This is a genomic window from Acinetobacter populi (assembly GCF_002174125.1).
Taxonomy (GTDB): domain Bacteria; phylum Pseudomonadota; class Gammaproteobacteria; order Pseudomonadales; family Moraxellaceae; genus Acinetobacter; species Acinetobacter populi.
Map to the genome: position 1 here is coordinate 145,996 of NZ_NEXX01000007.1, position 13,563 is coordinate 159,558.

13 protein-coding genes and 2 pseudogenes are annotated in these 13,563 nt (G+C 40.4%); 6 read left to right on the top strand and 9 right to left on the bottom strand.

The window, feature by feature from the left end; genetic code table 11:
• The first annotated feature begins 68 nt into the window (after positions 1–68).
• Together CAP51_RS16230 and CAP51_RS16235 are read left to right on the top strand one after the other, a co-directional pair.
• Positions 69–590 carry a hypothetical protein gene (locus tag CAP51_RS16230; protein ID WP_087621858.1) on the top strand — a complete coding sequence of 174 codons (522 nt, stop codon included), beginning with the start codon at positions 69–71 and terminating at the stop codon, positions 588–590.
• A 1-nt stretch (position 591) separates the two neighbouring features.
• Positions 592–1,776 (top strand): iron-containing alcohol dehydrogenase, encoded by a 1,185-nt coding sequence (locus tag CAP51_RS16235; protein WP_087621798.1) that lies wholly within the window; start codon positions 592–594, stop codon positions 1,774–1,776.
• A 52-nt stretch (positions 1,777–1,828) separates the two neighbouring features.
• On the opposite strand, the gene CAP51_RS16240 is transcribed toward CAP51_RS16235, so the two are convergent.
• From CAP51_RS16240 to CAP51_RS16255, 4 genes are all read right to left on the bottom strand, one after another.
• The gene (locus CAP51_RS16240) at positions 1,829–2,176 is read right to left on the bottom strand and encodes a DUF488 domain-containing protein (RefSeq protein WP_087621799.1); all 348 of its coding nucleotides are present in this window, start codon (positions 2,174–2,176) and stop codon (positions 1,829–1,831) included.
• Between the two features lie 169 nt (positions 2,177–2,345).
• A complete protein-coding gene (locus tag CAP51_RS16245) occupies positions 2,346–3,011 on the bottom strand; it encodes a pseudouridine synthase (protein ID WP_087621800.1) in 666 nt (221 codons plus the stop codon).
• Between the two features lie 55 nt (positions 3,012–3,066).
• Complete coding sequence (locus CAP51_RS16250) at positions 3,067–3,912, bottom strand: GGDEF domain-containing protein (RefSeq protein WP_425426833.1); 846 nt, start codon at positions 3,910–3,912, stop codon at positions 3,067–3,069.
• Positions 3,913–4,093: 181 nt separating this feature from the next.
• Positions 4,094–4,564 (bottom strand): Lrp/AsnC family transcriptional regulator, encoded by a 471-nt coding sequence (locus CAP51_RS16255; protein WP_087621801.1) that lies wholly within the window; start codon positions 4,562–4,564, stop codon positions 4,094–4,096.
• Between the two features lie 565 nt (positions 4,565–5,129).
• Here CAP51_RS16255 and CAP51_RS17565 point away from each other — a divergent pair.
• Positions 5,130–5,267 carry a PIN domain-containing protein gene (locus CAP51_RS17565; RefSeq protein WP_245809189.1) on the top strand — a complete coding sequence of 46 codons (138 nt, stop codon included), beginning with the start codon at positions 5,130–5,132 and terminating at the stop codon, positions 5,265–5,267.
• Between the two features lie 82 nt (positions 5,268–5,349).
• On the opposite strand, the gene CAP51_RS16265 is transcribed toward CAP51_RS17565, so the two are convergent.
• Complete coding sequence (locus CAP51_RS16265) at positions 5,350–6,246, bottom strand: LysR family transcriptional regulator (RefSeq protein WP_087621802.1); 897 nt, start codon at positions 6,244–6,246, stop codon at positions 5,350–5,352.
• A gap of 123 nt (positions 6,247–6,369) precedes the next feature.
• Here CAP51_RS16265 and CAP51_RS16270 point away from each other — a divergent pair.
• From CAP51_RS16270 to CAP51_RS16285, 3 genes and pseudogenes are all read left to right on the top strand, one after another.
• A pseudogene (locus CAP51_RS16270) lies at positions 6,370–6,510 on the top strand (SDR family NAD(P)-dependent oxidoreductase); the annotation flags it as partial.
• Positions 6,511–6,555: 45 nt separating this feature from the next.
• On the top strand, positions 6,556–7,416 hold the full coding sequence (locus CAP51_RS16275) for an SDR family oxidoreductase (protein ID WP_213062707.1): 861 nt from the start codon (positions 6,556–6,558) through the stop codon (positions 7,414–7,416).
• Between the two features lie 382 nt (positions 7,417–7,798).
• Positions 7,799–7,945: pseudogene (locus tag CAP51_RS16285) on the top strand (3-ketoacyl-ACP reductase); the annotation flags it as partial.
• A 113-nt stretch (positions 7,946–8,058) separates the two neighbouring features.
• Here the strand turns inward: CAP51_RS16285 and acnD are convergent.
• From acnD to CAP51_RS16305, 4 genes are all read right to left on the bottom strand, one after another.
• Positions 8,059–10,653, bottom strand: a complete 2,595-nt coding sequence (gene acnD, locus CAP51_RS16290; RefSeq protein WP_087621804.1) for a Fe/S-dependent 2-methylisocitrate dehydratase AcnD — start codon at positions 10,651–10,653, stop codon at positions 8,059–8,061.
• Positions 10,653–11,810, bottom strand: a complete 1,158-nt coding sequence (gene prpC / locus CAP51_RS16295) for a bifunctional 2-methylcitrate synthase/citrate synthase (protein WP_087621805.1) — start codon at positions 11,808–11,810, stop codon at positions 10,653–10,655. The genes acnD and prpC overlap by 1 nt, the downstream gene beginning before the upstream one ends.
• 81 nt (positions 11,811–11,891) lie before the next feature.
• Positions 11,892–12,776 (bottom strand): methylisocitrate lyase, encoded by an 885-nt coding sequence (prpB, locus tag CAP51_RS16300; RefSeq protein WP_087621806.1) that lies wholly within the window; start codon positions 12,774–12,776, stop codon positions 11,892–11,894.
• Positions 12,777–12,778: 2 nt separating this feature from the next.
• Positions 12,779–13,432, bottom strand: coding sequence for a GntR family transcriptional regulator (locus CAP51_RS16305; RefSeq protein ID WP_087621861.1), 654 nt, complete (start codon positions 13,430–13,432; stop codon positions 12,779–12,781).
• Positions 13,433–13,563: the final 131 nt, after the last annotated feature.

Below are 13,563 nucleotides of genomic sequence, written 5' to 3' on the forward strand. Positions count from 1 at the left end.
ACAAGGACAGGCGTGTGATCTCTACAAAATCTGTAAAACCCACACTTCAACATGCGTATGCCAGTCTAATGACGGTGAAACCGACATTACAGCATGCATATGTTAGCCTGATGATGGATGTCATCGGGCGTGGTTTGGTGGTGGCGAATCAAATTGACCCTGAAATTAAATCGGAAATTTCGGGTTTTCCAACCAATTTCGTTTTTTCCATGAAAGTCTTTCCCAAAGGACCAAGTTTTGTGATTCAGATCCAGCGTGATCATCAATTAAAACTACTTAAAAATTTTTCTGGCAGACCTGATTTAACTATTACGTTTAAACATCTGACTCATGCGTTTCTGGTGTTTTCTTTTCAGGAAGGCACGGCACAAGCATTTGCCAATGATCGGATGGTGGCCGATGGCGAGCTGTCTTATGCCATTCGTCTGGTACGTTGCCTAAACAAAATGGAAGCGTTAATTCTACCAAAATTGGTCGCAGATCTGGCAGTTAAGGAATATCCAAAAAATTTATCCTTAAAAGAAAAAGCAACGGAAGCAGCCAGTATTTATCTCAAAATTGCCCAATCCTATTTAAAACGGAGTACATAACATGGCAAAGCCTTATTACGAATTTTTTTGTCCTGTCAAAGTCATTGCAGGAAACGCTGCCTTAGAACATATTCCTTTTGAACTGGCTGCTTTAGGCTCAAAAAAAGCCTTAATCATCACCGATAAAGGTGTACGCAGCAACGGCTTATTAGCCCCGATTGAAAACGCATTTAGTGAAACGGATGTCGATATCAGTGCGATTTTTGATGACGTTCCACCTGATAGTAGCCTATCAACAGTACGTGAAGCTGCCCGCATTTATCGTGAGCATGGCTGCGATGCCATTTTGGCAATTGGTGGGGGTTCGGTCATTGATACTGCAAAAGCCACCAATATTCTGGTATCTGAAGGTGGTGATGACCTTTTAAAATATTCCGGGGCACACAATCTCCCCAAACCACTTAAACCATTGTTTGTGATTCCGACCACATCGGGAACAGGTTCCGAAGTGACCATGATTGCTGTGGTATCTGATACCGAGAAAAATATTAAAATACCATTTGCCTCTTATTATTTGATGCCGCACGCAGCAATTCTTGATCCTCGTATGACCCAGACCCTGCCACCACATCTAACTGCAATGACTGCAATGGATGCAATGACCCATGCAGTTGAAGCCTATACCTGTCTAGCAGCAAATCCAATCAGTGATGCTTATGCCACCGCTGCAATCAAAAAGATCAGTGCGAATTTATTTAAGGTACTGGATAATCCAACCGATGCCCAAGGCCGTCTGGAATTGGCGCAGGCTTCGACCATGGCAGGAATCGCTTTCTCAAATTCAATGGTTGGTGTGGTGCATTCTCTAGGTCATGCACTAGGTGCAGTTGCACACTTACCTCATGGCTTATGTATGAATTTATTCTTGCCCTATGTGCTGGATTATAATAAAGAAGTAAATGGCGATAAAATTGCAGATTTATTATTACCGCTAGCTGGTGCAGATATTTATGCGCATACACCAGCCGATAAACGTGCAGATAAAGCCATTGATTATATTCGTCAAATACGTGACCAATTACATATCCAGACAAAATTACCCCGTACGCTACAGGAAACAGGAAAAGTCACACGTGAACAGCTTGTAGAAGTGGCAACAAAAGCATTGGATGATGGATCGATTATCTATAATCCTAAAGAGGCCAATCTAAATGATTTATTAGGAATATTGGAAAAAGCCTGGTAAAAACCATACATTATTCGATTTTCTCTTGCCTTATCACTGCATAAGGCAAGTTTTAATTTGCTTCTTCGATCATCTGCTTTAGCACTATTGCATGCGTAATTGCAGTATTTTTAGCAGCATAAATCAGACTAATGGTTTGCTGTTTTGCCAGATCATGTAGTTCTTTTAATTTCGGATTACCTTTTAGTTCAGCACGATATTTTTGCTGAAATTCAATCCATTTATCTGGATCATGTCCATACCACTGACGCAATTCTGTTGAAGGTGTAACTTCCTTCATCCACCAGTCAATTTTTGCATCGGCCTTTTTTACACCTCTTGGCCATAATCGATCAACCAAAATACGTAGACCATCACTTGCAGCAGGTGCATCATAAATACGTTTAAGTAAAATTGTCATCTTAAAGTGACTCCGATTTTTTCTCAGTATAGCAGCTCACTTTGTCATGATCAAAGCTAAGATCAAAACCAACACTATACAGATAAAAAAATATTAATTTTATAATTCAATTACTTATAATAAAAATTAAAACTTAAGCTACCAAAATATATAAACAACAATATCCTGTCTAAAAAGGTGCAGTAGAATATATGTCTATGTCTTGATGTCGTAACGGATGCACAAAAGACAAGTGACAAGCATGTAATGCCATACGTTTTAATGGGCTATTTTCAGGATTGGGATGATAAAGTTTATCTCCGGTAATCGGATGACCAATATAGGCCATATGCACACGTAACTGATGAGAACGCCCAGTGATGGGTTCCAGTAAAATTCGACTAATTTTCTGTTCTTGATCATATTGCGAAGCATAATATAAAGTCTTTGCCGACTTACCCGTTTCAAAATCCACCTTTTGTCTGGGACGCTTGTCCCAATCAGTGATCAGTGGTACATCGACACTGCCCTCACCCTCTAATTTTCCTTGCACCAATGCCACATAGTTTTTTTTGACCAATCTTGCCTGAAATAATTTACTCATCGCAACTTCCGCATCACGATGCTTGGCAAACATGAGGATGCCGGATGTTGCCATATCCAGACGATGCGTGACTTTGGCATTGGGAAATTTTTCCAAAATACGCAGATAGGCACTGTCCTGATGCTGTGGCAAACGTCCCATCACAGATAATAATCCTGCGGGTTTATCAATTACCACAAAATCATCATCTTCATAAAGCGTGATTAAAGGTGCTTGCGGTGGCATATAAATAAAATGATCGGTATGTGACATTGGTAGGATCAGTACGACAAAATCGGCTGCAAAATAACAGGCAAGATTTACCCTGTCAATTGTGCTGACAGTATTGAATGGTGGTTTGTGATTTTCCTTGTCCTTTTGATTGATACATCAACTGGTCTGCAATATGCAATGCATCTTCCAGACTCGACGGAAAATCATCGAAAATCGCTAGTCCCATACTAAAATCGACCTGATAATTCTGCTTTAAAGCACTTAGATCAAACAGCTCTCTTAATCTTGAATCGTAATGATAGGCACCATATTCATTGATATCTAGTAAAATCACAGCAAATTCATCGCCGCCTAATCGGGCTGCAACATCTGAGGAACGATTGGCTTTTTTTAATATACTGGCAAATGTCACCAAGATATCATCACCGCGAATATGTCCATGTGTATCATTTACTGCTTTAAAACCATCCAGATCAATCACCGCGACTGCAAAAGAAATTTTTTTCCTAAAACTTAATTTTCGTAATATTCGATATTCAATATCCAAAGCACGAGTATTATCCAATGCAGTTAAAGGATCATTCATCGCCATCTTTTTCAGATCATTCCAGTTTTTTCGCACCTTTATTAATAAGAAGGCAACAATACAAAAGAATATGACGCGAACCAGACCGTTCCAAAAAGGAATAATAAAGTTTGAATAAAGATGACCAGCACTTATATCAGCAACAAACCATGTCCCGATAGACATAAAAACGGTCAGCATTGTCATTTTGGTATTGTCATACCACGCAGCAATCGCAACTGGTAATAAATAGAATATTGCAAAGGAATATTCATAACCAGTGCGAAAATCGATATAACCAAAGACTAAAATAATCGCAACAATGAGTGCCCGACGAACAGAAGGATTCGTAGAAATTATTCTATCAAAAGACAATTTTTTTAATTGAAATAGTCTAATCGTTTTACCCACGCGCAGTGCAGTCTCCTGAACTTACCAATCAATTTTCAATATTCTTATCATATTACAGCAAATAAAAACATACAGCACTTACAACGATTGATTTTTAAACATAAATCAGCATTTAGAACAATATGACATAAAATAAAGCAAACGGCTATACTCGTCGTAGCAATCCATTGCAATTAAATACATCATATTCCTTAATCACAAAACTGGAATGCAGTGCAGCCACATGCTCAATTTTTCCCATACGTTTAAGTAGCACATCACTATAGTTTTCCATATTTTTAGCCACCACTTCGACCAGAAAATCTGCGGATTGTCCAGTAATCAAAAATGCATTAATCACTTCCGGAATGTCTTTGAGTTCTTCCAGAAATTTATCAAAGGTATCGGTATCATGTTTGCTTAACGACACTTGCAGAATCACATGCAGGCTAAACCCCAATTTCTGATAGTTGATACTGCGTTTAAGCTGGCTCAGAATATTATTATCAATTAAATGCTTGATACGGCGATGCACAGAACTGACCGATAAATGAATCCGCTCCGACAGTTCATTCAGATTCATATCTTCATGGGTAAGAATTTCCAGAATCTGTTTATCAAAATTATCAAGTTCCATCATAACTGTCCTGTGCCTTTAAGCTGTAAATTTTACTATGAGATGGGGTAATTATTATTTTATCTATAAAAAAGTTTGTATCTGCAAGAATTTTTTAGGGTGTTAAGGGAAAACTTACGTTTCACTGTAACCACTTCATCTTGGTAAGATATCGCTTTGCCTACAGACTTTTGATCTATAGCGTTGTTAGCCGAATTGAGACCTTTTGAGTCAATACGCTTAGGTTGGATTACCCTGTTAGCGCATATTGATCTTTTCGTCCCTCTCACACCCTTGCGATATAAGATAACAATTTAAGGATTAAATTATTTCCCTTAAATAAAGCCTTTGATATAAATTTTGGGAAAAATTTTCGTATTTAATAAAATAAAGAGAGTTTTTTACGAACTAAATAAATTTAGCTTCATTTTTATTCTTATCTTAATCAATTTATTGAAAGTTCCTCATAAAGTTTGACTAAAAAATAAGGGGCTGTAGTAGATTAGAACAATGGTTAAATGCTGTTGCCGATACCTACAATACTTTACCCATGACAACTGATATTTTTAGAGCCTGGGCAAAACTCATGCATCGTACTTCTGATACTTTGTATGAAACTCTTATGATTGCAGCAACAACAAAAGTCCATGATTTAACTGTCATGACGCGTAATATTGCAGATTTTAAAGACTTTGGAGCGAAGTTATTTAATCCGTTTGAGTGATATATGATGAATGGACAATCTTTTCCACAAAAAGTAAAACCGCCTGTACTCTAAAAATGAAACTACATAATAACTTGATATTTCATAAAAAATTTCCATACAATCGGCTCAACCACTCCACAAATACGCTTACTCTTGGAGATAATTGCCGATGCTGGGGATATAACACAGAAATAGACATATCCGGACTTTTCCATGATAATAAGACTTCAATTAATTGTCCATTTTTCAACTGATCTAACACATGGTAACGTGGTACTTGTATTAATCCCATATTGCGTAAAGCACATAAAACATAGTTTTCAGCATCATTTACCGCAATCCAGCTTTTAAGAAAATAATCTTGTATTTTACCATTCTCCTGTAATTCAATCGGGTAATAGCGACCACCTGTCACCGAAAAGAAATTAACGCAATAATGCTGATTTAATTCTTTAGGATGTTGAGGAATACCGTATTGCTCTAAATAATCAGGACTAGCACAAATCACTTGGGGTACATCAACCAAATGTTTGGCAACTAAAGAAGAGTCTTCCAGATGACCTGCTCTAATCACGCAATCTATACCTTCCCGCACCAGATCAACTAATCGATCACCACTGCTGATTACCAATTCAATCTCAGGATAACTACGATGAAAATCATCAATATGTGGTAATACAATTCGAGTTGCCTGTGCACCTGATAAATCCACTCGTAAGCGCCCATAGGGTCGTGTTATTACATTTTTTAATGAGGACTCTGCATCCTCTAGTTCAGATAAAATCTGAGTACAACGCTCATAAAAAGCTTGTCCATCTTGTGATGTACGTACATAACGAGTTGTTCGTTCCAATAAGCGACTTTGTAGATTTTTTTCCAGTTGTTTAATTGCATTACTAGCCGTTGCTCTGGGGATCCCTAATTGATCCGCTGCCCGGCTAAAACTGCCTAATTCAACAATACGAGTAAATAATTGTAAGGTTTCAAATTTATCCATGAGTCGGCCTAATAATACTTTAAATTATTAATTTAAATGGAATTATCTTATCAATTTATCGGACTTTATCCCAAATAAATAAACAGTAAAATTTAATCAAATTTCTACAAAAGGAAAAAATACATGAATCATTTAATCAAAACAGCATTGGTAACAGGTGCCTCACGTGGCATAGGTCAAGCCGTTGCCAAACGTCTTGCACAGGATAGTTTTTATGTCATTGTAAATTATGTTCACAATCCGATAAGTGCAAATGAAACTATTGTGTACAAAGCTAACAGATACTTCGTCTCATAAACATACTAGTTTTTGGCTAAGACAAAAATCGTTTTGGCTAAATCTTTTTTTGACATCATCGCAATTTTGCAGCAACAAAAAAGGGCAGAAAAAATGGAATTAAAAAACAGCACCATCCTCATCACAGGTGGAACAAGCGGAATTGGTTTAGAGCTTGTAAAACAACTCACCGAACAAGGCGCAAACATTATCGTTACAGGGCGTAATCTTGACGCATTAAATACAACGAAAAAGCAGTTCCCAGAAGTCCACACCTTTCAAAGTGATGTGAGCAAACCGAAAGACATTGAACAACTCTACAAAGATATCACCGAGCAATTTCCACAACTGAACATTATCATCAATAATGCGGGAATTATGAGAGAAATAGATTTACAGGACACTACTTTGGGTTTGGAAAACATAAACCGTGAAATTGTAACCAACCTCTCTGGGACAATCCAAATGGTGCACCAGTTTTTACCACATTTGCTAAAACAACAAACATCGGCAATTGTCAATGTTTCATCAGGTATTGCATTTATGCCATATTCAATTTCCCCCATTTATAGTGCCTCAAAAGCTGGTGTTCGGGCTTATACACAAGTATTGCGTTTACAATTGGAAGACACGAATGTAAAAGTTTTTGAACTGGTACCGCCAGCCGTAGACACACCACTTGAAAAAGATTGGACACACCGACACAACAAAAATCAGTTTATGCAAGTGGACAAAATGGTACATGTTGCAGTTCAAGGAATTTTGAACGACCAATTTGAAATCAAACCAGGGTTAGCCGGCATAATAAAAATTGCGAGTAGAATTGCACCCAATTCTATTTTGAATATTGGACACAAGGAGTTTAAGAAATTTAAGGAAATGAAAAACAAATGACAAAGAATATAATTTCATTAGTGTTAGTGGTAATTAATTTCCGTAGTATTAAGTTTTAAACATGGTTGGGACATATTTAATTATAAAAACAATCCGGAATCGGTCAAGTTGATGTATGCATTAGGGATTAGCGAACCGCTAATCCCTTTCTTGGGCATTTTGACTATTGCTATTGGAATTTTATTACTCATTCCCAAAACATTTTTCATCGGAAATTTGCTGAACGCAATTTCAATTGTCTTGATTATGGCATTGGCATTACGAACAGGAAACTACAAAATAACGTTAATCGAAATTCCATTTTTAGCGTTGCCCTTGATACTGATTTGGCTTAAATATCCGTTTAAATATTAGATTAACTTCTCACTATGACTAAATCAAAGAACAGATCGCAACAATTGTAAAGCTCGCTCCGCTGGAACCTATTGCAACACTAGAAGAGATTGCAAATATCGTTGCAACCTTGGTAGGACCTGACGGAAGCTGGGTTAATTCGCAAGTCATTCGTGTAAATGGTGTTTTTGCCTAATAAAGAATGTCATTGCAGCATCTCTAGTCATCATAAATAAAATCATTGCGGTCACGGTAAATAGAAAACCCCTAGATCAAATAGATATAGGGATTTTCTTTACAATAACTTATCTAAGCCACCTGCCCTTCCAAGAAGTCTTGTGCAAAGCGTTGTAATACGCCACCTGCTTCATAGACAGATACTTCCTCAAGGGTGTCTAGACGACTAGTGACAGGGACTTCAACTACTTCCCCATTTTTTCGGTGAATCACCAAAGTTAAGTCATTACGTGGTGATAGTTCACCTTTGACATCATAGGTTTCTGTACCATCAAGTTGCAGAGTTTTACGCGTGGTACCGGGTTTAAACTGTAACGGCAATACTCCCATACCAATCAAATTGGTGCGGTGAATCCGCTCAAAACCTTCTGCCACAATAACTTCTACTCCTGCCAGACGTACACCTTTGGCCGCCCAGTCACGGCTCGAACCTTGTCCATAATCTGCACCAGCAATAATAATTAATGGCTGTTTGCGGTTCATATAAGTTTCAATGGCTTCCCACATACGCATCACTTGACCTTCTGGCTCAACGCGTGCCAAGGATCCCTGTCTCACTGTACCATCAGCATTTAATACCATTTCATTAAATGTTTTGGGATTTGCCAGTGTCGCACGCTGCGCCGTCAAGTGGTCGCCTCGATGTGTGGCATAAGAGTTAAAATCTTCTTCCGGTACGCCCATTTTTGCCAAGTATTCACCTGAAGCACTGTTCAGTACAATGGCATTGGATGGTGATAAATGATCGGTAGTGATATTGTCAGGCAAAATCGCCAGTGGGCGCATTCCGGTTAAAGTGCGTGGTGCAGCCAGTGCACCTTCCCAATAAGGTGGACGACGAATATAAGTACTTTGTGGACGCCAGTCATATAGTGGACTTTCTGCCTGTTCAAATTTACCCAGATCAAACATCGGAATATAGACTTTACGGAATTGTTCAGGTTTCACTGACTGTTTGACCAAGGCATCTATTTCTTCATCTGAAGGCCAAATGTCTTTCAGATAAACCGGATTGCCATTTTTGTCCGTACCTAATACATCTTTTTCGATGTCAAAACGAATCGTCCCTGCAATCGCATACGCCACGACTAAAGGTGGTGATGCCAAAAATGCCTGTTTGGCATAGGGATGAATACGCCCGTCAAAATTACGATTGCCAGACAATACCGCAGTGGCATAGAGATCACGATCAATAATTTCTTTCTGAATCACAGGATCAAGTGCGCCCGACATTCCATTACACGTAGTACAGGCATAGGCGACAATACCAAAGCCGAGTTTTTCCAAATCTTTTAATACGCCTGCTTCTTCCAGATAGAGTGCTGCGGCTTTTGAACCCGGTGCAAATGAGGATTTTACCCACGGTTTACGGGTTAAGCCTAGTTCATTGGCTTTACGCGCCAGTAAGCCTGCCGCAACAGTATTACGTGGATTTGAGGTGTTGGTACACGAGGTAATCGCTGCAATGATAATGGCACCATCCGGCATAAGACCATCGGTACGATTTTCTACCACACCGGCAATGCCTTTCTCTTTAAGATCAGTAGTAGAAACACGCGCATGCGGATTAGATGGTCCGGCAATATTACGCGTAACTTTGGATAAATCAAAATGCAAGACACGAGGATAAACCGCTTGTGTCATATCACTTGCCCACAATCCAATTTGCTTGGCATATTGCTCAACCAGTTGTACTTGCTGCGCCTCACGTCCTGTTAAGGTCAGGTAATCAATCGTATTCTGATCGATATAGAACATCGCCGCAGTTGCACCATATTCCGGTGTCATATTGGAAATGGTGGCACGATCACCCACCGACATGGTATCTGCACCTTCACCAAAAAATTCCAGATAGGCGCCGACCACCCGTTCCTTACGCAAAAACTCGGTAAGTGCCAATACAATATCGGTTGCGGTAATGCCTGCCTGACGCTGTCCAACCAATTCCACGCCGATAATATCGGGTAAACGCATCCATGAAGCACGACCCAACATGACATTTTCTGCTTCCAGACCACCAACACCGACTGAAATAACACCCAGTGCATCAGTATGTGGAGTATGTGAATCCGTACCCACACAAGTATCCGGAAATGCAACACCTTCTCTTGACTGAATCACAGGCGACATTTTTTCCAGATTAATCTGGTGCATGATGCCATTACCTGCGGGAATCACATCAACATTTTTAAATGCAGTCTTGGTCCATTCGATAAAGTGAAAACGATCTTCATTGCGGCGATCTTCCACCGCACGGTTTTTGGCAAAGGCCTCCGGGTCGAAACCGCCATATTCTACTGCCAACGAATGATCCACGATCAATTGTGTCGGCACAACCGGATTGACTTTGGCAGGATCACCGCCTTGATCGGCAATCGCATCACGCAAACCAGCCAGATCAACAAGTGCAGTTTGTCCCAAAATATCATGACATACCACACGCGCTGGATACCAAGGAAAATCCATATCCTGACGACGTTCAATTAACTGTTTTAAATAATCGGTCAGGTTTTCACTGTCCGCTTTACGGACCAATTGTTCAGCCAGAACTTTTGAGGTATAGGGCAAGCCCTCATAGGCTCCTAGCTGAATCTCCTCGACTGCCTGACGAACATCAAAATAATCTAATGACGTGCCTGGCAAGTTTTTTCTATACTGGGTGTTCATTAATCACGCTCTGCAATAGGAACAAATTCTAGGTTTTCCGGGCCGGTATAATCTGCACTTGGACGAATGATTTTGCCATCCTGTCGCTGCTCTAGCACATGTGCCGACCAACCTGCGGTACGTGCAATCACAAACAATGGCGTAAACATTTCGGTCGGCACACCCATCAAGTGATAGCTCACCGCACTAAACCAGTCCAGATTTGGAAACATGTTTTTGGCCTCTTTCATTACTGTTTCCAGACGTTCGGCAATGCGGTACATTTTCTTATTGTTATGTGCTTCGGCCAGATCAAAAGCGACTTTTTTAATGACATCATTGCGTGGGTCGGCAATGGTATAGACTGGATGACCAAAGCCAATGACGACTTCCTTGTTTTCTACTCGGCGACGAATATCAGCTTCGGCTTCATCGGCATTGTTATAACGCTGCTGAATTACAAATGCCACTTCATTGGCACCGCCATGCTTGGGTCCACGTAAAGCACCGATTGCGCCAGCAATACAGGAATACATATCCGAGCCTGTACCTGCAATCACACGAGAGGTAAAAGTTGAGGCATTGAATTCATGTTCTGCATATAAAATCAATGAAGTATGCATCGCCTGAATCCATTGCTCATTCGGTTTTTCACCATGCAATAGATGTAAAAAATGTGCACCAATAGAATCATCATCGGTTTCCACATCGATACGTTTACCATTATGGCTAAAGTGATACCAGTACAACAACATCGAACCAAGTGATGCCATCAGTTTGTCGGCAATATCCCGTGCTGCGGCATAGCTACGTTCTTCAGCTTCAGGTCTTAAACACCCTAAAACCGATACCCCTGTACGCATCACATCCATCGGGTGTGACAATGGCGGCAACTGTTCCAAGGCAGTTTTTAGAGCGGCTGGCAAGCCACGCAAACCTTTGAGTTTGGCTTTATAGGCCTTAAGTTCTGAGCTGGTCGGTAATTTGCCATGTACCAGCAAATAAGCGACTTCCTCAAACTCACAGTTCACGGCTAAATCAAGAATGTCATAACCACGATAATGTAGATCGTTGCCACTGCGACCAACGGTACATAAAGCAGTAGACCCTGCAACCTGACCACTTAATGCCACTGATTTTTTCGGTTTAAATCCTGCAACCTGTTCTAAATGACTCATAATTCTTTCCTTTCATCCTGATGGGTAACTTTATTTTTGATGACATCATGTCATGCAGCTTTGCAATTAAATCAAGACCATTTACTTGGCCTGATTGAACAATGCATCCAGATGCTGTTCAAATTGATGATAATTGATACGTTCATACAATTCCTGACGAGTTTGCATGGTATCAACCACATTTTTTTGTGTACCATCACGACGCAATGCCTGATACACATTTTCTGCGGCTTTATTCATGGCACGAAATGCCGACAAAGGATAAAGTGCCAAACTCACATCGGCAGATGCCAACTCTTCTGTGGTAAAAAGTGGCGTCGAACCAAACTCGGTAATATTGGCCAGAATCGGTACATGTGTCGCCTGCGCAAACTGACGATACATCGCAAGCTCGGTAATTGCTTCCGGAAACAGCATATCTGCACCCGCTTCAACATATGCACTCGCACGATCAATTGCAGCCTGTAAACCTTCTACTGCCAAAGCATCAGTACGGGCCATCACCACAAATCGATCATCGGCACGTGCATCAACAGCTGCCTTGATACGATCGACCATTTCCTGTGTCGAAACAATGGCTTTATTGGGACGATGGCCACAGCGTTTGGCACCGACCTGATCTTCAATATGCATGGCAGCAGCACCAAATTTAATCAGTGATTTGGTGGTACGGGCAATATTAAAAGCAGAGGCACCAAAACCGGTATCCGCATCAACCAGTAAAGGCAGATCACAGACATCGGTAATACGGCGCACATCGGTAAGTACATCATCCAGATTACTGATGCCTAAATCAGGTAAACCCAACGAACCTGCTGCAACGCCACCGCCTGATAGATAAATGGCTTTATAACCGGCACGTTTGGCCAGAAGTGCATGATTGGCATTAATCGTACCCACCACCTGTAAAGGGTGTTCCTCGGCAACTGCATCACGAAAGCGTTGACCTGCGGATAATGTTGACATCCTTATTCTCCTTGAGATGACATCCAGTGTTGTTCAATGTTTTTATATGACTGTGCAATATGTCGACGCATTAATAGCTCAGCCAATTCGCCATCACCTTCGGCAATGGCATCTAAAATACGAATATGTTCATTTAAAGCTTTTGGCGGACGATTAGGGGTATTGGAAAACTGAATACGATACATACGGATCAGGTGATACAACTCATCACAGAGCATTTTTTCCAGCGTTTTATTGCCGCTATTTTTGATAATGCAATAATGAAAATCATCCTGACCTTCCTGCAAGTAATAGCCTTTGCCAGCCTTAAAAGCATCATCTTCGGCATGTTTTTTTAACACATCGCGTAGTGCCAGAATCTGCTGTTTATCAATCCGCTTTGCTGCCAGACGACATGCCAACCCTTCCAGATTTTCCCGAATCTGATATAGCTCATACAATTGTTGATGTGAGAGTGATACTACCCTTGCCCCAACATGGGCAGTCCGTTCAACCAGTTTTTGTCCTTCCAGCCGCCGAATCGCCTCACGTAATGGTCCACGACTGATGCCATACATACGCGCCAATTCAGGTTCGGAAATTTTTTTGCCAGCAGGAATCTCGCCACTGACAATCGCCGCCTGAATGGTTTGAAATATTTGATCTGACAATGTCATGTCCTGATCATTTTTTAATTCTTCCAATAACACGCACACACCATATTGTAGACAATATTAAGAATATAAGCTTAATAAAGCATTTTTTTACGCCAATTTCAACATAATTGTCTACAATAAAGTAAAATTGC

Bases quoted from the DNA above. Each gene is read 5' to 3' on its own strand.
- CAP51_RS16230 (WP_087621858.1), top strand. From the start codon at position 69: ATGACGGTGAAACCGACATTACAGCATGCATATGTTAGCCTGATGATG.
- CAP51_RS16235 (WP_087621798.1), top strand. From the start codon at position 592: ATGGCAAAGCCTTATTACGAATTTTTTTGTCCTGTCAAAGTCATTGCA.
- CAP51_RS16240 (WP_087621799.1), bottom strand. From the start codon at position 2,176: ATGACAATTTTACTTAAACGTATTTATGATGCACCTGCTGCAAGTGAT.
- CAP51_RS16245 (WP_087621800.1), bottom strand. From the start codon at position 3,011: ATGTCACATACCGATCATTTTATTTATATGCCACCGCAAGCACCTTTA.
- CAP51_RS16255 (WP_087621801.1), bottom strand. From the start codon at position 4,564: ATGGAACTTGATAATTTTGATAAACAGATTCTGGAAATTCTTACCCAT.
- CAP51_RS17565 (WP_245809189.1), top strand. From the start codon at position 5,130: ATGCATCGTACTTCTGATACTTTGTATGAAACTCTTATGATTGCAGCA.
- CAP51_RS16265 (WP_087621802.1), bottom strand. From the start codon at position 6,246: ATGGATAAATTTGAAACCTTACAATTATTTACTCGTATTGTTGAATTA.
- acnD (WP_087621804.1), bottom strand. From the start codon at position 10,653: ATGAACACCCAGTATAGAAAAAACTTGCCAGGCACGTCATTAGATTAT.
- prpC (WP_087621805.1), bottom strand. From the start codon at position 11,810: ATGAGTCATTTAGAACAGGTTGCAGGATTTAAACCGAAAAAATCAGTG.
- prpB (WP_087621806.1), bottom strand. From the start codon at position 12,776: ATGTCAACATTATCCGCAGGTCAACGCTTTCGTGATGCAGTTGCCGAG.
- CAP51_RS16305 (WP_087621861.1), bottom strand. From the start codon at position 13,432: ATGACATTGTCAGATCAAATATTTCAAACCATTCAGGCGGCGATTGTC.